Origin of the sequence: Chryseobacterium luteum, from assembly GCF_000737785.1 — a bacterium.
GTDB classification, from domain to species: domain Bacteria; phylum Bacteroidota; class Bacteroidia; order Flavobacteriales; family Weeksellaceae; genus Chryseobacterium; species Chryseobacterium luteum.
Genome location: NZ_JPRO01000001.1, coordinates 169,289 through 187,889 on the forward strand (window position 1 = coordinate 169,289; position 18,601 = coordinate 187,889).

Annotated in this window: 14 protein-coding genes; 13 read left to right on the forward strand and 1 reads right to left on the reverse strand. The window is 38.8% G+C overall.

Annotation, left to right across the window (positions count from 1 at the left end; translation table 11 throughout):
* Positions 1–22 precede the first annotated feature (22 nt).
* The 6 genes from IX38_RS00700 (at position 23) to IX38_RS00730 (ending at position 8,187) form a co-directional block, all read left to right on the forward strand.
* Complete coding sequence (locus tag IX38_RS00700; RefSeq protein ID WP_034700918.1) at positions 23–1,441, forward strand: PSP1 domain-containing protein; 1,419 nt, start codon at positions 23–25, stop codon at positions 1,439–1,441.
* On the forward strand, positions 1,434–1,898 hold the full coding sequence (locus tag IX38_RS00705) for a gliding motility lipoprotein GldH (protein ID WP_034700919.1): 465 nt from the start codon (positions 1,434–1,436) through the stop codon (positions 1,896–1,898). Before IX38_RS00700 ends, IX38_RS00705 begins: the two co-directional genes overlap by 8 nt.
* Before the next feature lie 6 nt (positions 1,899–1,904).
* Complete coding sequence (locus IX38_RS00710; protein WP_034700920.1) at positions 1,905–4,283, forward strand: transglycosylase domain-containing protein; 2,379 nt, start codon at positions 1,905–1,907, stop codon at positions 4,281–4,283.
* 74 nt (positions 4,284–4,357) lie between these two features.
* The gene (locus IX38_RS00715; protein WP_034700922.1) at positions 4,358–5,899 is read left to right on the forward strand and encodes a protein adenylyltransferase SelO; all 1,542 of its coding nucleotides are present in this window, start codon (positions 4,358–4,360) and stop codon (positions 5,897–5,899) included.
* A gap of 88 nt (positions 5,900–5,987) precedes the next feature.
* The gene (locus IX38_RS22240) at positions 5,988–6,833 is read left to right on the forward strand and encodes a T9SS-dependent choice-of-anchor J family protein (protein WP_165570682.1); all 846 of its coding nucleotides are present in this window, start codon (positions 5,988–5,990) and stop codon (positions 6,831–6,833) included.
* A gap of 76 nt (positions 6,834–6,909) precedes the next feature.
* Positions 6,910–8,187 (forward strand): DUF6080 domain-containing protein, encoded by a 1,278-nt coding sequence (locus IX38_RS00730; protein ID WP_228377889.1) that lies wholly within the window; start codon positions 6,910–6,912, stop codon positions 8,185–8,187.
* A gap of 45 nt (positions 8,188–8,232) precedes the next feature.
* Here IX38_RS00730 and IX38_RS00735 read toward each other — a convergent pair whose 3' ends face one another.
* Entirely contained in the window at positions 8,233–8,781 is a 549-nt protein-coding gene (locus IX38_RS00735) for an SPOR domain-containing protein (protein ID WP_034700928.1), read from the reverse strand.
* 182 nt (positions 8,782–8,963) lie between these two features.
* Here IX38_RS00735 and IX38_RS00740 point away from each other — a divergent pair, with 182 nt between their 5' ends.
* The 7 genes from IX38_RS00740 (at position 8,964) to IX38_RS00770 (ending at position 18,567) form a co-directional block, all read left to right on the forward strand.
* On the forward strand, positions 8,964–10,325 hold the full coding sequence (locus IX38_RS00740; protein ID WP_034700930.1) for a c-type cytochrome: 1,362 nt from the start codon (positions 8,964–8,966) through the stop codon (positions 10,323–10,325).
* Between the two features lie 23 nt (positions 10,326–10,348).
* Positions 10,349–13,414: a TAT-variant-translocated molybdopterin oxidoreductase gene (locus IX38_RS00745; RefSeq protein WP_034700931.1), complete on the forward strand. Its 3,066-nt coding sequence runs from the start codon at positions 10,349–10,351 to the stop codon at positions 13,412–13,414.
* A 25-nt stretch (positions 13,415–13,439) separates the two neighbouring features.
* A complete protein-coding gene (nrfD, locus tag IX38_RS00750; RefSeq protein ID WP_034700933.1) occupies positions 13,440–14,837 on the forward strand; it encodes an NrfD/PsrC family molybdoenzyme membrane anchor subunit in 1,398 nt (465 codons plus the stop codon).
* On the forward strand, positions 14,824–15,345 hold the full coding sequence (locus tag IX38_RS00755; RefSeq protein WP_034700935.1) for a DUF3341 domain-containing protein: 522 nt from the start codon (positions 14,824–14,826) through the stop codon (positions 15,343–15,345). Before nrfD ends, IX38_RS00755 begins: the two co-directional genes overlap by 14 nt.
* Positions 15,338–16,048, forward strand: coding sequence for a c-type cytochrome (locus IX38_RS00760; protein WP_034700937.1), 711 nt, complete (start codon positions 15,338–15,340; stop codon positions 16,046–16,048). The genes IX38_RS00755 and IX38_RS00760 overlap by 8 nt, the downstream gene beginning before the upstream one ends.
* Positions 16,049–16,056: 8 nt before the next feature.
* Positions 16,057–17,388, forward strand: a complete 1,332-nt coding sequence (locus tag IX38_RS00765; protein ID WP_034700939.1) for a hypothetical protein — start codon at positions 16,057–16,059, stop codon at positions 17,386–17,388.
* A 159-nt stretch (positions 17,389–17,547) separates the two neighbouring features.
* On the forward strand, positions 17,548–18,567 hold the full coding sequence (locus tag IX38_RS00770; protein WP_034700941.1) for a hypothetical protein: 1,020 nt from the start codon (positions 17,548–17,550) through the stop codon (positions 18,565–18,567).
* Positions 18,568–18,601 lie beyond the last annotated feature (34 nt).

Genomic DNA, 18,601 nt, shown 5'->3' on the forward strand with positions numbered 1-18,601 from the left:
CAAGATTATAAAAAATAGTTATATGAGTTGTGGATGCAAAACATCCGGCGATTCTGCCCATTCTTGCGGACCAAAAAAAACCGCGAATGGTTGTGAAAGTGTAAATACCTGTGGTAATAGTTATAAATTAAGTGTTTTCGACTGGCTTTCTAACATCAACAACCCCGCATCAAACAGGTGCGATCTTGTGGAAGTTAGATTTAAAAATGACAGAAAATCGTTTTATAAAAATGTAAACAATATTCCTTTACATATAGGTAGCGTAGTAACAGTAGAATCAAGCCCCGGACACGATGTAGGCGTTGTAAGCCTCACCGGAGAATTAGTAAAGATTCAGATGAAAAAGAAAAAATTTCCTGAAGAATCTATACTTAAAATATACAGACAGGCTAACCAGAAAGACCTTGAGGTTTGGCAGGAAGCAAGAAAAAAAGAAGACAGTGTAAAGCTTGAAGCAAGAAAAATTGCCCATAGAATAGGGCTTGAAATGAAGGTAACTGATGTAGAATATCAGGGAGACGCTTCAAAGATCACCTTTTATTACACCGCTGATAACCGTGTGGATTTCAGACAACTGATAAAGGAATACGCAGGCGCTTTCAGAACGAAGATCGACATGAAACAGATCGGCTTCAGACAGGAAGCGGCAAAAGTCGGAGGTATCGGATCATGCGGAAGAGAACTCTGCTGTTCAACATGGCTTACCGATTTCAGATCGGTCAATACGAATGTAGCCAGATACCAGCAGCTAAGCATTAATCCTCAAAAGCTTGCAGGACAATGCGGTAAATTAAAATGCTGTCTTAATTACGAACTTGACAGCTATCTTGATGCATTGAGCAACTTCCCTTCCTCTTCAACCACCCTGGACACAGAAAAAGGAAGAGCATTCTGTATCAAAATAGACGTTTTCAAAAAGAAAATGTGGTTTGCTTATGTAGACAGTTCTATGGCATGGTATGATTTTGATATTGAACTCGTTAAGAAATTAATAGCCAAAAATAAAAAAGGCGAAAAAACCCTTCCTTTAGAAGACCTTAAACAGCCTGACACCCCTATCCATACTATCGACCTGATCCAGGAAAACAATATGGACAGATTCGAAAAGAAAAACAGAGGCAACAACAGGAACAGAAACCAGAACAGGCCAAACAACGGCGGACAGCCCCAGGGACAACAAGGGCAAGGACAGGCACCAAAGAAAAACAGACCGGAAAGAACTGAAAGATCTGAGAGACCTGACAGGCCCGAGAGATCAGAAAACCCTAATGCTAACACCGGAAATCAGCCAAGACAGCAGCAAAAGCCACAGCCTAAACCGCAGCCAAAAGCGCAAACGGAAAAACCCGATGCAACTTCTGATCCTGAGAAAAAACAGCAAAACCCGAACAAGAAAAATTTTAAAAAGAAATATCCTCCAAAAAAAGATAAAAATGCGTAAAATTTCAGGATTATTACCTCTTATCCTTTTCTTTAGCTGTCATTCTTCCTCAGAAGAAAATGTCATTATGAATTCCGTTAACAACAAATGGAATAAGAAAAGTGAACAAAAATTTAATCTTGAAGTTTCAGATCCGCAGAATCCTAAAAATATTATATTTGTCGTAAGAAATAACAATACATACCCTTACAGCAATATAAGATTTATTGTAAATTTCACCAATCTCCAGAACAAAAAGAAGGAAACAGACACCCTGAACTATGTACTGGCAAAACCAAACGGAGAATGGCTTGGTACAGGTTTTGGTGATACGAAGGAAGCATTATTTCAATATAAAATGAACTATAAATTTCCGGGAAAGGGAAAGTATGAAATCAGCCTGATCCAGGCGATGAGGAATGACAACCTTCCGGGAATTGAAGACGTTGGAGTAAAAGTAGAAACGGCTAAACCGTAACCATAAATGGAAGACAACAGACAAAATGCAGGAAACACGGGAAAAACCTTCCCTCTTCCTCCCAAAAAAAAGAAAGATACCTCTTGGAAAAAATGGGTTAGATTCATTTGGATCGCACTCATTGCTGTAGTTTTAGGTATTTCAGGACTTTTCTTTGCTGTTTCCCAGGGATTTCTTGGAGAAATGCCGGATGTAAAGGAGCTTGAAAACCCTGATATCTATGTCGCCTCTGAAATCATTTCATCGGATGGTGTTACGTTAGGCAAGTTTGAAAAAGAAAAAACACAACCTATCGTTTACAAGGATCTTCCGCCCTACCTTATTTATGCGCTTCAGGCTAAAGAGGATGAACGTTTCAAAGAACATTCGGGGATCGATCTTCAGTCTATTGCCAGAGCCGTAGTGTATGGCGGCGGACGAGGCGGGGGTTCCACCATTACCCAACAGCTTGCCAAGCTTCTGTTCACAGGATCTGCTTCCCAGAATAAAATTGAAAGAGCATTTCAGAAACTGAAAGAATGGGTTGTTGCTGTGAGCCTTGAAAAAAGATACACCAAAGAAGAGATTATTACCCTGTATTTCAATAAGTTTGACTTCCTTTTTAATGCTAACGGTGTAGAAATGGCCTCTAAGGTTTATTTCAACAAAAAGACTTCGGAACTTACTCTTCCTGAAGCGGCAACGTTTGTAGCAATGCTGGAAAATCCAAGAAAAAATAATCCTTACAGATATCCTGAAAAAGCGAAGGAAAGGAGAAATGTGGTGCTGGATCAAATGCAGAAAACAGGTTATATTGACCAGGCTACTTATGAAAAAGCCATCAATACCCCTATTGAAGTGGACTTCCACCCTATAAAAAATATTACAGACGGATATTCCGCCTATTATAAGTTTTATTTAAGAAAAGAAATAGACAGGTATCTTGAAGGCTATGAAAAGGAAACCGGCAAGAAGCTTAACCTCTACAAAGACGGATTAAAGATATACGTAACCCTGGATTCTAAAATGCAGAAATACGCAGAAGAGTCTATCAAGGAGCACCTTACGGATCTACAGAAAAGATTTGATGCAGAACAGAGAGGAAGAAAAGACAGACCGTTCTATTACCTGACCAAAAAGCAGGCTAATGATGTAATGATGCAGGCCGTAAGAAGAACAGGCCGTTACAAGCTGTTAAAGGCAGACAATATGCCTGAAGATTCCATTATTATGGAGTTTAAAAAACCTATTAAAACTTCAAGGTTCACATGGGCCGGTGAAGAAGAAGTGGAAATGTCTCCATGGGATTCCATCAGATATCACAAGCAGATCGCTCAGGCAGGCTTGATGTCAATGGTTCCGGGAAGTGGTGAGATCAAAGCATGGGTAGGCGGTATAGACTGGCAGCACTTCCAGTATGACCATATCAAACAAGGTAAAAGACAGGTAGGATCTACCTTTAAGCCTTTCGTATATGCTACCGCTATTATGAAACTGGGAATGACACCTTGTTCAACTGTTTCTAACGCTTCTTACAGTCATAACGGATGGAATGTTCCGGGAAGAGGAGGAATGCTGACATTAAAAGACGGTCTTGCACACTCTCAGAACCCGATTGCAGCCAGATTGATTGAAATGACGGGTGTAGATGCTGTTATCCAGACGGCAAGAGATCTGGGAGTGACAGAAGATATCCCAAGAAACAATACCATTGCTTTAGGTTCATCAGATATTACAATTTATGAGATGCTTGGTGCCTACAGTACTTTCGCCAACTACGGAAACTACAATAAACCTGAAATGATCTGGAGGATTGAAGATGCCAACGGAAGGGTTATAAAAGAAGTAAATGTAGAACCGAAAGAAGTAATGAACCCAATGTATGCCTACACCATGATCGAACTGATGAAAGGTGTTGCACAATACGGTACCGCTTCCGGAGAATTAGGAAGAAGAGGAATCTCAAAAGGAGTGGAAATTGCTGCCAAAACAGGTACTACACAGAACAACTCTGACGGTTGGTTTATGGGAATCACTCCAAAACTGGCAACAGGAGCCTGGGTAGGATGGGAAGACAGAGCAACCCACTTTCTGGGAACCGGCGAAGGCCAGGGAGCAAAAATGGCATTACCGATCTGGGCTATCTTCATGAAGAAAGTATGGGCAGACAAATCGCTGGGAATTACCCCTGACGATAAATTTACCAGACCATCAGACTGGAAAGACGGATGCTCAAACCTCAAAGGTCTTGGTGAAGGATATGGAGATGACGGAGGGCTTCAGACCATTGATGAGATCAAAAATCCAAGACAGGCTGATCCAACACCTAAAAACAATACAGAAAAGAAAGAAGAAAATATCAATGACAATCTTCACTCCACCGATGAGGTAGATTTCAATAAATAAATTCTCTTTTAGAAATACACAGGACCTTTCAATAATTTGGAAGGTCTTTTCTTTATAATTAATACCTTTGATATATGAATATTGAACAGATCAGACAGCCTTTTACCGATATATTTCCAGGAGACCTTTCCGATAATCCGATGCAGAGAAATACTCCAAAAGTTTTATTTGCCACCGTAAAACCTGCAGGCTTTGACGGACCAAAGCTGATTTCTTTTAATGAAACACTTTCCGCAGAGATAGGATTGGGAAAACATGAAGAAAAAGATCTGGATTTTCTCGTAGGAACCAACCTGCCGGAAAATGTAAAAACATACGCAACGGCTTATGCGGGACATCAGTTTGGGAACTGGGCAGGACAGCTTGGAGACGGAAGAGCCATACTTGCGGGAGAAATCATCAATAAAGACGGGAAAAAGACAGAAATCCAATGGAAAGGCGCAGGTGCAACACCCTACTCCAGACATGCAGACGGGAGAGCTGTGTTGAGATCTTCGGTACGTGAATATCTGATGAGTGAAGCCATGTATCACCTTGGAGTTCCTACAACCAGAGCTTTAAGTCTTGCTTTTACCGGTGAAGATGTGGTAAGAGATATGATGTATAACGGAAATCCCCAGCTGGAAAAAGGCGCTGTAGTGATAAGGACTGCTGAAAGTTTTTTACGCTTCGGACATTTTGAACTGATGTCTGCCCAGAGAGAATATAAAACCCTGCAGGATCTTGTTGATTTTACCATTGAAAATTACTACCCGGAAGTTACTTCAGAAGGTATTCAGAAATACAGAGACTTCTTTAAAAGCATATGTACCCGAACAGCAGATCTTATGACCGAATGGTTCAGGGTAGGATTTGTTCATGGTGTAATGAATACCGATAATATGTCTGTTTTAGGTTTGACTATAGACTATGGACCTTATTCAATGATGGACGAATATGATCTGAATTTTACCCCGAATACAACGGATCTTCCGGGAAGAAGATATGCCTTTGGAAAACAGGGGCAGATCTCACAATGGAATCTTTGGCAGCTTGCCAATGCTCTCCACCCATTGATCAAGGATGAAAAATTTTTAGAAGAAACTTTAAACCATTATGGAACTTATTTTTGGGAAGCCCATGATAGAATGCTGTGCAGAAAATTTGGATTTGATGAACTAAGGGACGGTGATGAAGAATTTTTCACCAACTGGCAGGGACTTATGCAGGAACTCCATTTGGATTACACTCTATTTTTCAACCAGCTGGAAAAATTAAGCACTGAAACTGATATTAAATCTCTTTTTGAAAATATTTCTTACTCTGTATTAAATGATGAGAACATAAAAAAGCTGGAAGATTTTATAAAGAAATATGATAAAAGGATATCATCCAATGTGATTTCAAAAGAAGAATCACTATCCCTGATGAGACATTCAAATCCTAAATTTACCCTGAGAAATTATCTCCTTTACCAATGCATTGAAGAAATTAACATTGGAAAAACAGAAATATTCGAAAAACTTATCCGGGCTTTAGAAAATCCTTATGAAGAATTATACCCTGAGTTTTCCGTGAAAAGGCCTTCAAACTATGATGATACTTCAGGATGTTCAATGCTTTCATGTAGCTCTTAGAATTATTAATAAATCATTGATACGTGTTTTAAGGTAATTTTTTTTATCATTAATGTTTTTTTGTTATATTTACAAAAATAAAAAGATTATGAAAAAACTTCTACTATTTTTAAGTTTATGTAGCATTGGCGCCTCTTTAGATGCCCAAACATTACTATCTGAGAATTTTGAGGGTGCAACATTTCCACCAACAGGATGGACCAGATCAAACACAAGCTCTTCAAGACCTTGGGATTTTACTCCTGTAGTTTTTGGAGCTGGGGCCAGTGAATTTGTGATTTCCGGAACTAAGTCAGCCGGCATTAATTATATTACTCAAGCAAATACTGCCAATTTAGTTAGTCCTTCCTTTAGCTTAGTTGGAGCAACATCTCCAACTTTAACTTTTAAAGCAGTTGTAGGATATTCTTATATGATAGCTAGTGATGCTGGAGATTTGCTTGCCCAAATTTCAACTGACGGCGGAACATCGTGGACAACATTATGGACTGAAGATGATGAAACGGGATTTATAGATGACGGAGATGGAGATGAAGACACTGATCTTTATAATCAAAACATTGTCCCTGTACAGGTAAGTTTAACACCATATATTGGACAGGCAAATGTTAAAATTAGATTCCGCTATATAGGAACTGATGCAGATGGGGTTTCAATAGATGATGTTAAAGTTTTAGCGGGTACGTTAGGAACAAGTGAAGCTTCTTCAAAAGCAAAATCAACAAGTATCTACCCTAACCCTACAAAAGGAGAGATCAGTATCAAAACTGATAAAAAGATCAAATCTTCTACAGTATCAGATCTTTCTGGAAAATCAGTAATGAGATCAACATCTGAGAAAATAGATATCTCTTCTCTTCCAAAAGGAATGTATTTGGTTAAGGTTGAATTTGCAGATGGATCAGCAACTACAGAAAAAGTAATTAAAGAATAATTTATTGTCTGTATAAATTTTAAAACTCACCGGGTACGGTGAGTTTTTTTATTTTATTTTTGTAAAAAATTGACACGTGTCTTTTATTAAAACAAAACTCATAGCCATTTTAAAACAGGTATTCCCCGCTTCTTATGCAGAAACAGCAGTCTTTCTGTTCTTTCTGATTTGTTACGGAACCTTAGGCACCTATATTGCGCTTCACTACCGGATTATCTTTGACAGCAGAATTCCCTGGGATGCGTATTTCAGCTTTGACAATAAAGCAATTGTAATGACCGGCGGCAGTTTTGAAAGACATCCCCTGGCTTATTACTTTTTCAACTGGATCAGAGAATTTTCACTTTTCGTTTCAGGCGGAAAAATGGATGCAACATTTAGGCTTACCCTCTCATGGCTTAGCAATATAACAGTAAGCTTATGTATCGTTCAGATTTTCAAATATCTCAATAACATTATCAGACTTCCATTAAAGATCTCTTTACTGCTCATTTTGTTTTTCGGGGCTTTCTCTACCAATATTCTTCTTTCTTTTACTCCGGAGAATTTCACCTATACCCTTCTTTTGCTAAGTATTTATAATTATTATGCAGCTGTAAAACTCAAAAAAGAAGAAAAAATACCCGGATCAGCCTTAACACTTGCCGGAATTACCATTGGCGGCCTTACAATTACCAATCTTGTTAAAGTTTTTATTCCCGTTTTATTTGAAAAAGATCTTTTCAGAAGCTGGAAAAAATTGGGGAATACAGTTTTTCGCGTGGTACTTACTACAGCATGTTTTGTATTTCTTTACTTAATGCGAATTGATTTTAAATATGAAAATATATTCTCAAAAACCAGCCAGCAGTATGAAAAATTCTCCAATGTAGAATCCATTCCGGATTGGGATATGATGCTTTCGTATTTTTTCGGAGGCAGTATTTTGTTCCCGAGTTTTATGACAACGGACAAGCATAATATGAAAGGTTTTAACTTTAAAGGTCTTTTAATGGAACCTTATTCATCACCGTTTTGTTATGCCTTTATCACGATATTATTGAGTCTTATTTTGTGGAGTTATTTTAAAAATTTCAACAATAAGCTGGTACAGATTATTGCTGGTTCATTCTTGATTGACATTTTGATTCACTGCATGATGAGGTTTGGCCTTCATACCTCATATATCTACGGAGGTCACTTTATTTTTGTCTACCCGCTGCTTTTGGGATGGCTATTTTACACATACAGATCAAAGCCTAAAACCTTATCATTTTTGATAGTGACAACAGGCATTTTGCTTGTCTTTCTACTCGCAAATAATTTATTCAGAATGGTAGATTTCTTCCAGTTTTTAGAGGCTTATTACCAATAAAAAAAGCTGAGGAATTCTCAGCCTTACTTTAATATTTTATACTTATTATCTCGCTTCAGCACAGAAAATTCTATACTGTACAGCGATCGCTGATTTGAAATATTCTCTTATTTTTGAAAGATCAGCAGCTGCACTCTGTTTTGTGAAATAACTTCCCGCCAAAATTTTATAATTAGGCCTTAAAGAAGCATCCGTTTCCACTTTCAGGTTTGGGAATCTTTTTCTGAAATAAGATTTCACCTCGTTGGCCTCTTCGTTACTTTTCACCGTTGTGATCTGAATTTTAAATCCTAAAATCCTTGGATTTTTACGGCAGATTTCCGCATTACTCAGTTCTCTGCTCGGAACATAGACCTTCGGAGGCTTAGGAGTGCTCACAATTCCACTGTCCGGATTATTTTCTCTTACCGGATTACCAGCACTTGTCCTGGAACATTTGTCTTCGATTCCTTCCAAAGCAGCTTTTACTTTAGGATCCATAGTCATTATTAGCTCATTTCCTGAAAGAGTGTCTTTCTGAACAACCTGCTGGGCTTCAACACTATAAAACCCAAATAAAGATACTATTGAAAATATTTTGATTAAATTTCTCATTTAAACTTGTTTCCGCAAATTTATACAAATTAAAAAATTATACCAAACAACGCTATTTAGAATCAATACAAATTAAACGTAAATGATATTTTCCCTTTTCCATATACCGTTAAATTCCTGTTAAAAATATTATTTTTGCGGAATTGATTGGTTCAATATTTTACTAACATAAGATAATTTAAATGATTAGTTGGAGAAAGCATTATAAACAAACGTTGATCGCGATAGGCTTATTGCTATCAACCAGTGCTTCAATTTACGGGCAAGACGGCGATCCTAAAAACGGAGAGAAACTTTTCAAAGCGAATTGTACTGCATGTCACGCGCTGGACAAACAAGTTATAGGGCCACCTTTGAAAGGGGTTGTAGAACGAGTAAAGACAGAAGGCGGTGTAGACAAGGATTGGCTTCACAAGTGGATCAAAGACAACAAAGCTCTGAGAGCTTCCGGGGATAAATACGCCAATGAGATTTTCGAAAAGTACAATAAAACTGAAATGTTGCAGTTTCCGAATCTTACAGACAAGGATATAGACGATATTTTAGCTTTTACAACTAATCCTCCGGCTCCTGAGCCAGCTAAAACTGACGACAAGGCGGCGGCAACAGACGGTGCGGCGGCAGCTCCGGCAAATAATACTACAACAAGCGTAGTTATTATTTCACTTCTGGCTATTGCGGCTCTATTGGTTTGGATCTTAATTAAACTGAGACAATTGGTTAAATTAGGTCAATCCGAAGACTTAGCAGGGCTTAACGAAACAAGAGTTAAATCTTTCAGCGAAATTTATGAGAAGTACCACTACATAGGTAAAGCAGCATTGGGTATCCTTGCCCTACTGGCCGCTTATGGAGTTTGGAACTGGATCATGTGGATCGGTGTTTACAAAGGATATAAGCCGGAACAGCCTATCTACTTCTCTCACAAAATTCACGCCGGGGAACAGAAAATTGACTGTCAGTTATGTCACTCCAGTGCCAAATACGGAAAAGTATCTGAAATTCCTTCCATGAACGTTTGTATGAACTGCCACAGAACAATTTCTGAGTATAACGCAGATCATTACATGGAGCCAGGAAAAGATAAAGCATTCTACGACGGTGAGATCCAGAAGATCTATGCAGCAACAGGCTGGGATCCTGCGAAACAGCAGTATACCGGAAAAACACAGCCGGTTGAATGGACAAGAATTCACAACATGCCAGACTTTGTGTACTTCAACCACTCTCAGCACGTAGTAGCGGGTGAGCAGGCAATCATCAATTCTTTCAACAAAAAGAATCCAAACAACAAAATTGATGTTGTATGTAAAGCTTGTCACGGAAAAATTGATACAATGAATGTTGTTCAGATGGCCAATGACTTCACTATGGGATGGTGTATCGAGTGCCACAGAACTACTGAGGTTGATATGAACAACGGTTATAATAAAGAATACTTCAAGAATCTACATGACAAGTTGAAAAAACAATATCCTCAGGATGGCGGTAAGATCACTGTAGATGCAATTGGAGGTCTTGAGTGTGGTAAATGTCATTATTAATAACTAAAAAATTAGAAGTATAAATGGCTTCAAACAAAATACAATTTAGAAGTATTCATGAACTTAGAGACCCGGCTTTGAACAACAAGCTGGCTCAGAAAGAGTTTCAGGAAGAAATTCCGGTAGAGGATTTCCTTGGAGATGCTGAACAGAACGGATCCGGTACTTCAAGAAGAGATTTCTTAAAAATATTAGGATTCTCTACAGCAGCTGTAACACTGGCTGCCTGTGAAGCACCGGTAATCAAAACGATTCCTTATGTGGTAAAACCGCATGACATTATTCCGGGGGTTCCAAATTATTACGCTTCAACTTATTTTGACGGATTCGACTTCGCCAGCGTTTTAGTAAAAACCCGTGAAGGAAGACCTATCAAAATAGATCCGAACCCGGCAGCGGGCGATTTAGGAAAAACCAATGCAAGAGCTCAGGCAAGTGTACTTTCTCTTTATGATAACGATAAAGTAAAACAGCCTAAACTGGATGGCAAAGACGAAACTTTCGACAAAGTAGACAGTTTTGTTCTTAAAGGTTTGGCAGATGCAAATACAGCAGGTAAAAAGATTGTGCTTTTGTCACACTCTTTCCCTTCTCCCACTTTCAAAAAGTTATTTGCTGAATTCAAAACTAAATATCCTACCGCTGAACTTGTAACGTATGATGCTTATCCTCACTCTGCGGCTTTAGATGCAGCTCAGGAAGTATTCGGACAGAGAGCATTACCTGTTTATGATCTTAAAGGTTCAGAATTGGTAGTTTCTTTCCAGGCTGATTTCTTAGGAGATTACAACGGAGCAAGCTTAGAAACATCTTACGCAGCAGCCAGAAAGCCAGGACCAAACATGTTGAGACACATTCAGGTGGAATCCAACATGTCATTAACTGGTGCTAACTCTGACTCAAGATACAGATTAAAGCCAAGTGCAGTAAACAAGACTTTAGTTGAAGTTTACAATGCAATCGTAGGTGGTGGTACTTCTGACAAGACTGCTACTGAAATTGCCAACGAACTTAAAGCGAAAGGCAGCAAAGCTGTTGTTTTAGCTGACGGTTCTAAAGGAGCACAGGTTTTAGCACACTTAATCAACCAAAAATTAGGTTCAGTAGCTTTCACTGGTAAAGCTAACTTCCTGAAAGAATTTGATAAAGCAAGATACCAGGAATTCTTAGGATGGGTAAATGCAGGTCAGGTTGGCGTATTGATCGCGAACAACGTAGACCCTATCTACTCTCATCCAAAAGGAGAAGATTTCAAAAAATCTTTAGCTAAAGTTGCTTGTGTAGTAGCGGTGGCTGATAAGAAAAATGAAATGTACAAAGCAGCGAAAGCTGTAATTCCAGTAGCTAACTGGTTAGAGTCTTGGGGTGATATCGAACCTCAGACCGGAGTATATTCATTAATGCAGCCTACGATCCAGAAGATCTACAAATCAAGACAGATTGAAGAATCTCTATTGGTTTGGAAAAACGGTAAGAACAATGCTGCTAATAATTACTACGACTATCTAAAAGGAAGCGCTGCTTCTATCTTAGGGGCTACTTCTTTCAACAAAGCTTTATACAACGGTATCACTACTTCAAATAATGCAACTGCATTATCTTACTCAGGAGGAAATGCTGCTCAGGCTATTGCTGAATTAGGAAACTTCAAAGCTTCTGAACTAGAATTGGTATTATACACCAAGCCTTCAATGGGTGACGGTACTCAGGCCAACAACCCTTGGCTTCAGGAATTACCGGATCCTATCACAAGAATGTCTTGGGATAACTATCTGACTATTTCTCCAAAAGACGCAGAAAAATTTGCGATTGACAACGATCTTAATGCAAGAATGCAGCTGGATGGTTCTATCGTAAACCTTACTGTAAACGGAGTAACAATAAAAGATGTTCCTGTCTTCATTCAACCGGGACAGGCAGAAGGATCAGTTGGTCTTGCGCTTGGATACGGTAAGAAAAATTCAGGGACTACTGCTGATACCGGAGTAAACGCTTATCCGTTATTTGACGGTTCTAACTTAACTGTTTCAGGAGTTAAAATCGAAAAAACAGGAGAAGACCACGAATTTGCAGGTATCCAGCTTCAGAATACATTGATGGGACGTTACGAAATTGCTAAGGAAGTTCCTTTGGCTGAATTCTTAAACGTAGCATTTGATGATGAGCATAAAGGATGGAACAAGCCTTTGGAATATCACACGATCAGTGGAGCTCTTCCGGCAAGAAAGATTGACCTTTGGGATGCTTTCGATGACACGGACGGACCTCACTTCAACTTATCAATCGACCTGAACTCTTGTACTGGCTGTGGAGCATGTATCATTGCTTGTCAGGCAGAAAACAACGTTCCTGTAGTAGGTAAAGAAGAGATCAGAATGTCCAGAGATATGTATTGGTTAAGAATTGACCGTTACTATTCTTCAAGACAGAAAGTAGAAGTATACGAAGGATTGAAAGAAGGAATGGCAGTACCGGAATTGTACGGTACAGCATTCGGAGACGGAGGTGCATTAAACCACCCTGCAGATAATCCTGATGTAATCTTCCAGCCGGTAATGTGCCAGCACTGTAACCACGCTCCTTGTGAAACGGTATGTCCGGTAGCGGCTACTTCACACGGTAAGCAGGGTCAGAATCACATGGCTTACAACAGATGTATCGGTACCAGATATTGTGCAAACAACTGTCCGTACAAAGTAAGACGTTTCAACTGGTTTACGTATAACCTGAATGACAAGTTCGATTTCAACATGAACAACGATCTTGGAAGAATGGTACTTAACCCGGATGTAGTGGTAAGAACCAGAGGGGTAATGGAGAAATGTTCAATGTGTATCCAGGAAACTCAGGCTACTATTTTAGCAGCTAAGAGAGAGAACAGAAAAGTAACAGACAACGAATTTAAAAATTCTTGTGCTTGTGCTGCTGCTTGTTCTACCGGAGCAATGACGTTCGGAGACATGAATGACAAAGAATCTGAAGTGAGAGAATTATATTCCAGCAACAGAAGATATTATTTACTTGAGGAGATCGGCACAAAACCAAACGTGTTCTATCACACTAAAGTAAGAAACAGAGTAGAAAAATAAAGTTTAAATAATAAATAGGTAAAAAATGTCAGGACATTACGAAGCTCCGATAAGGGAACCTCTAATTATTGGTCACAAAACTTATCACGATATCACAGAAGATATTGCACGACCTATCGAAGAAAGAGCAGGTAAACTATGGTGGATTTCACTGTATGCAGCCTTAGTTCTATTCATCTACGGATTTGGCTGTATCGCTTATACTATCGGGACAGGTATTGGAGCATGGGGGCTTAACAGAACTATTAACTGGGGTTGGGATATTACCAACTTCGTATGGTGGGTAGGTATCGGTCACGCCGGGACCCTAATCTCCGCAGTATTATTATTATTTAGACAGCGTTGGAGAATGTCTGTAAACCGTTCAGCGGAAGCGATGACGATCTTCGCAGTTGTACAGGCAGCCATCTTCCCTGTAATCCACATGGGTAGAGTTTGGGTAGGATATTGGGTATTCCCATTACCTAACCAGTTCGGTTCTCTTTGGGGGAACTTTAACTCGCCTCTACTTTGGGACGTATTTGCAATCTCTACGTATTTCTCAGTATCAACTGTATTCTGGTTCATGGGGCTAATCCCTGACTTTGCAATGATCAGAGATAGAGCTAAAACTCCTTGGACTAAGAAAATTTATACATTCCTTGCTTTCGGTTGGGGTGGTAAAGCAAAACACTGGCAGAGATTCGAAGAGCTTTCTTTGGTTCTTGCAGGTTTGGCAACTCCACTTGTATTCTCAGTACACACTACGGTATCTTTTGACTTCGCAACTTCGGTTATTAAAGGATGGCACTCTACAATCTATCCTCCTTACTTCGTTGCGGGTGCGATCTTCTCAGGATTCGCAATGGTACAGACACTATTGTTAATTGCAAGAAAAGTTTGTCACTTAGAAGATTATATTACAATGTATCATATTGAAATTATGAACATCGTAATTATCTTAACAGGTGGTATGGTAACTGTAGCTTATGCCACTGAATATTTCATCGGATGGTACTCAGGATCAAGATTTGAAGACTTTACATATCTTTCTCCGGGTGCAGCTGTTGGACCTTACTGGTGGGCTTTCTGGGCATTGATTACTTGTAACCTTATTATTCCGGCTTCATTCTGGTTCAAGAGACTAAGAACAAATATTATCTGGACTTTCATCGTTGCATTGATCATCAACATCGGTATGTGGTTCGAGCGTTTTGATATCATCGTTATCAACCTTTCGAGAGATTACCTTCCAGGATCATGGACTATGTTTAAGCCAACGATCATTGATGTGGGTGTATACTTAGGAACGATCGGATTCTTCTCTGTATTATTCTTACTATACGCAAGAACGTTCCCTGTAATTGCACAGGCTGAATTAAAATCGATTCTGAAAATTTCAGGTGAAACTTATAAAGCAAAAGAAGGAGATGAGCACCACTAAAATTGTATACGGACTTTATGCTGACGACGACGATCTAATGAACGGCGTTAAAGCATTCAACGATAAAGGAATTGCGATAAACGAAGTTTATACTCCATTCCCGGTTCACGGACTTGATAAAGCTTTAGGATTAAAGAAAACAAGAATTTCTGATGCTGCCTTTTTCTATGCTCTTTATGGTGTTACCATCGGGAGTACTGTAACCTGGTATGTGATGAATCATGACTGGCCTCAAAACATTGGTGGTAAACCTGCTTTTGACTGGGCACACAACATGCCTGCATTCGTAGTTCCAATGTTTGAATTAATGGTATTCTGTGCAGCTCACATGATGTCTCTAACATTCCTTGTCAGAAACAAAATGTATCCGGGAGCTCCGGCTCAGAATCCTGATCCAAGAACTACTGATGATAAATTCTTGATGGAATTTGTAACTGATGACGTAGAGTCTGTAAAACAGTTGCTGATTGAAACCGGGGTTGAAGAAATAACTGTTAAAGATGCTTAAAATGAAAAAGAATGTATTAAAAATTACAGCTGTTTTAGGTTTAACAACGGTTTTACTTAATTCTTGCGGACCAAAAGAAAATACACCATTAGTATATTTTCCTGATATGTACTTCCCCGTAGCTTACGATCCATTGATGAAAGCTCAGGATGCCTATTCGGATCATGAAAATGAAATTCCTGCATTTGTTAAAAATAACGGTGCAACCGGTCTTTCTCCTGTAGAAGGAAGTGTTGCTCAGAATAAAGATGGCATTTTTGAAGAAAGTTTACTTCCAAAAAACGTAGACGAATATAATGCTGGTTATGATGCATCAAAAACAATGACAACTTCACCTTTAAATCCGGCAAATGCTGCAAAGGATATTGAAAGAGGAAAAATGTTATTTGATCATACTTGTGCAGCATGTCATGGTGTAGGAGGTGATGGACAGGGACCAATCGTGCAAAGCGGAGCTTTCTCCGGTGTACCCAACTATGCCGACAGAGAGATTACTGTAGGATCTGTTCATTATGTATTAACTAACGGTAGAAATGCAATGGGATCTTATGCCGGCCAGCTTAATGCCGGTGACAGATGGAGAGTAGCAATGTACGTGATGAGTGCCTTCAAAAAAGGAGCAGCAGCACCTGCAGCAGCGACAACGGCTGCAGCTACACCAGCCGCAGCAACAACAGAGACTACTACCGCAACTAAAAAATAAGAAAAGAAATGTATAGTTTTTCACCAAAATTAAAATCAACTTCTATAATCCTTCTTGTTGTAGGTCTAGTTCTATTTGCTATCGGTTTCTTTATGAATAAAGGAATGACTACTGAGAAAATAGAGCATATGATGGAAGCGGTTCATTCTGCCGGTCATACTGCCCCTACACACTCAAGTGAAATGGTAGGGCCTCAGGACCATGCGTCTCATTTAGAGCACGCAGAGCTTCAGGTTCACAACCAGCCTCTGGCATCGCTGCATTTTGTAGCTGTCTTTTTCTTTGGAGTGAGTTGTGCTGTATTGTTTTTCTACTGTATTCAGCATGCTGCACACGCAGGTTGGCCTATTATTATTACAAGAGTAATGGAAGCTATTGCTTCTTATATCCCATATGGTGGTGCTATTCTGGTTATTATGATGATATTGAATATCACTCACAATGGCCACTTGTTCCACTGGATGGATCCCGAATTGACAGATCCTAATTCTGCACATTTCGATGTGATCCTGTTCGAGAAGAAAAGATTCTTAAATATTCCTTTCTATGCTATCAGAACGATCATTTATGTAGTAGGTGCTTCTTTCTTTGCATGGAAACTGAAAGCTCAGTCTAAGAAAGTAGATGAAACTAAATCTAAAGTGGATTATCAGATGCTTTACAGATGGGCAGTAGGATATATTGCATTCTTCGGATTTGCTTCTGCTGCTTGGGCATGGGACTGGTTAATGTCTATTGACCCTCACTGGTATTCTACAATGTATATCTGGTATTCAATGGTAAGCTGCCTTTCAAGTGGAATCGCTATGATTATCCTTCTAAGTGTTTACCTGAAGAAGAACGGATTCTTACCTCAGTTCAATGACAACCACCTACACGATTTAGGAGTATTCCTTTTCGCTACAAGTATGCTTTGGACATATACATGGTTTGCCCAGTTCATGCTTTACTGGTATGCTAACGTTCCGGAAGAAGTTAACTATTTCTTTGGAAGATTCCAGCACTATGGACCTACGTTCTTACCAATGCTGATCATCAACTTCCTATTACCTTTATTGGTATTAGTAAGCAGTAGCATCAAGAGAAACTATAAAGTAGTAACAACAATGGCTGTAGTGGTTATTCTAGGCCACCTTTTAGACTACTTCAATATGGTAATGCCGGGAACGGTAGGACCTTACTGGAAAAATCCTGAAGTATTCCTATTAATAGCAGGAGCTGTTCTATTTGTAGCAGGATTGTTTATGTTTACTGTATTAAGCGCTTTATCTAAATTAAAGTTGATTCCTACAGGAAACCCATTCTTACACGAATCTGAAATTTATGAGTATCCTTTCTAAGGACTTGTAACAGAAATAATATTAAAGACTGATTGTAATGATCAGTCTTTTTTTATGCAGAAAAGTGAATATTTTCAAATTCCAGGCAACCATTTTAGATTTTGTATGTCTTATAATAAAGATTCATAATTATTCAGTAAACCATAAACAAAATATCTCATGAAAAGACATTATCTGCTCTTCGCTGTGTTCATTTTCCTGTTTAGCCTCATTCAGGCGCAAACCATAACTTTCGTTTCCGAACAAACGAACAGACCCCTGCCTAAAGTTTCAGTCTTCGGAAAAGACGGGAGTATCCTTGCTTTTTCTGATATTGATGGTAAAATTGATAAACAGTCCCTATCACCTGCTCAGGAAAAGTTTCAATTGGTTTACAATAACTTTCCTGTTGCCCTTCTCTCCTATTCAGAACTCAATCAGGATGTCATTAAAATCAATGATCAGGTTAAAGAAATAGAAACAGTAGTCATCAGGAACACTAAGCCTGCAAAATATATTCTTATCAAAGGAAATTTTAATGCCTACGTAACGGTGAACAATAAGCTGAACGGCTACGCAGATGGAATCGTAACTTATATTTTCGATAATAAGACCAAAAAACTGAAAAGCACGAATGTTGAGCAGTATAGAGTCTTCAGATTGGAAGTCAAAAATGAAAAGAAAGAAACTTCAGCATGGGATTACGGTGGCTCTTTACAGCTTCCAAGACTCAAAAACGTGGGAAATCCTGAAGAATACAAAACCAAAAGAAATACCATCAAAGAATTAAAAGGCGACCGGAAAGATCAGATAGAAGTGACGGGTGCTGCCCTTCAGGAGAAAGAATTTTCTTTATTTGGATTCAGGTTCTTTGATATCAGAACAATACTCAATATGTCTTTTGAAAAAGGGTCAGAAAAAAGTCTGAAAGATTTCCTTGAATATAATGAAGTTACTTTTATAAAACTTAAACACAAAAGCGAACCGAATTACAACCAGATCATCCTTTACAATAACTTTTATCCCACAGAACTTAATTTCAGCAATGACGACGATATAGAAAAAGTGAAATTTGATAAGAAAAACAGTAGCTACAAAACCAAGTATTGGCAGGAACCATCCTTCCCGAATATGCAGACTATCTTCAGTTCATTTTTCAAAGATGATTTGAAAGAACAGCAAAATAAGGTTGAAAATTAAATTTGCAATATCGATCCGCGATCTGAAAGCGAAC

Bases quoted from the DNA above. Each gene is read 5' to 3' on its own strand.
- IX38_RS00765 (WP_034700939.1), top strand. From the start codon at position 16,057: ATGTATAGTTTTTCACCAAAATTAAAATCAACTTCTATAATCCTTCTT.
- IX38_RS00745 (WP_034700931.1), top strand. From the start codon at position 10,349: ATGGCTTCAAACAAAATACAATTTAGAAGTATTCATGAACTTAGAGAC.
- IX38_RS00770 (WP_034700941.1), top strand. From the start codon at position 17,548: ATGAAAAGACATTATCTGCTCTTCGCTGTGTTCATTTTCCTGTTTAGC.
- IX38_RS00740 (WP_034700930.1), top strand. From the start codon at position 8,964: ATGATTAGTTGGAGAAAGCATTATAAACAAACGTTGATCGCGATAGGC.
- IX38_RS00705 (WP_034700919.1), top strand. From the start codon at position 1,434: ATGCGTAAAATTTCAGGATTATTACCTCTTATCCTTTTCTTTAGCTGT.
- IX38_RS00700 (WP_034700918.1), top strand. From the start codon at position 23: ATGAGTTGTGGATGCAAAACATCCGGCGATTCTGCCCATTCTTGCGGA.
- IX38_RS22240 (WP_165570682.1), top strand. From the start codon at position 5,988: ATGAAAAAACTTCTACTATTTTTAAGTTTATGTAGCATTGGCGCCTCT.
- IX38_RS00760 (WP_034700937.1), top strand. From the start codon at position 15,338: ATGCTTAAAATGAAAAAGAATGTATTAAAAATTACAGCTGTTTTAGGT.
- nrfD (WP_034700933.1), top strand. From the start codon at position 13,440: ATGTCAGGACATTACGAAGCTCCGATAAGGGAACCTCTAATTATTGGT.
- IX38_RS00710 (WP_034700920.1), top strand. From the start codon at position 1,905: ATGGAAGACAACAGACAAAATGCAGGAAACACGGGAAAAACCTTCCCT.
- IX38_RS00715 (WP_034700922.1), top strand. From the start codon at position 4,358: ATGAATATTGAACAGATCAGACAGCCTTTTACCGATATATTTCCAGGA.
- IX38_RS00755 (WP_034700935.1), top strand. From the start codon at position 14,824: ATGAGCACCACTAAAATTGTATACGGACTTTATGCTGACGACGACGAT.
- IX38_RS00735 (WP_034700928.1), bottom strand. From the start codon at position 8,781: ATGAGAAATTTAATCAAAATATTTTCAATAGTATCTTTATTTGGGTTT.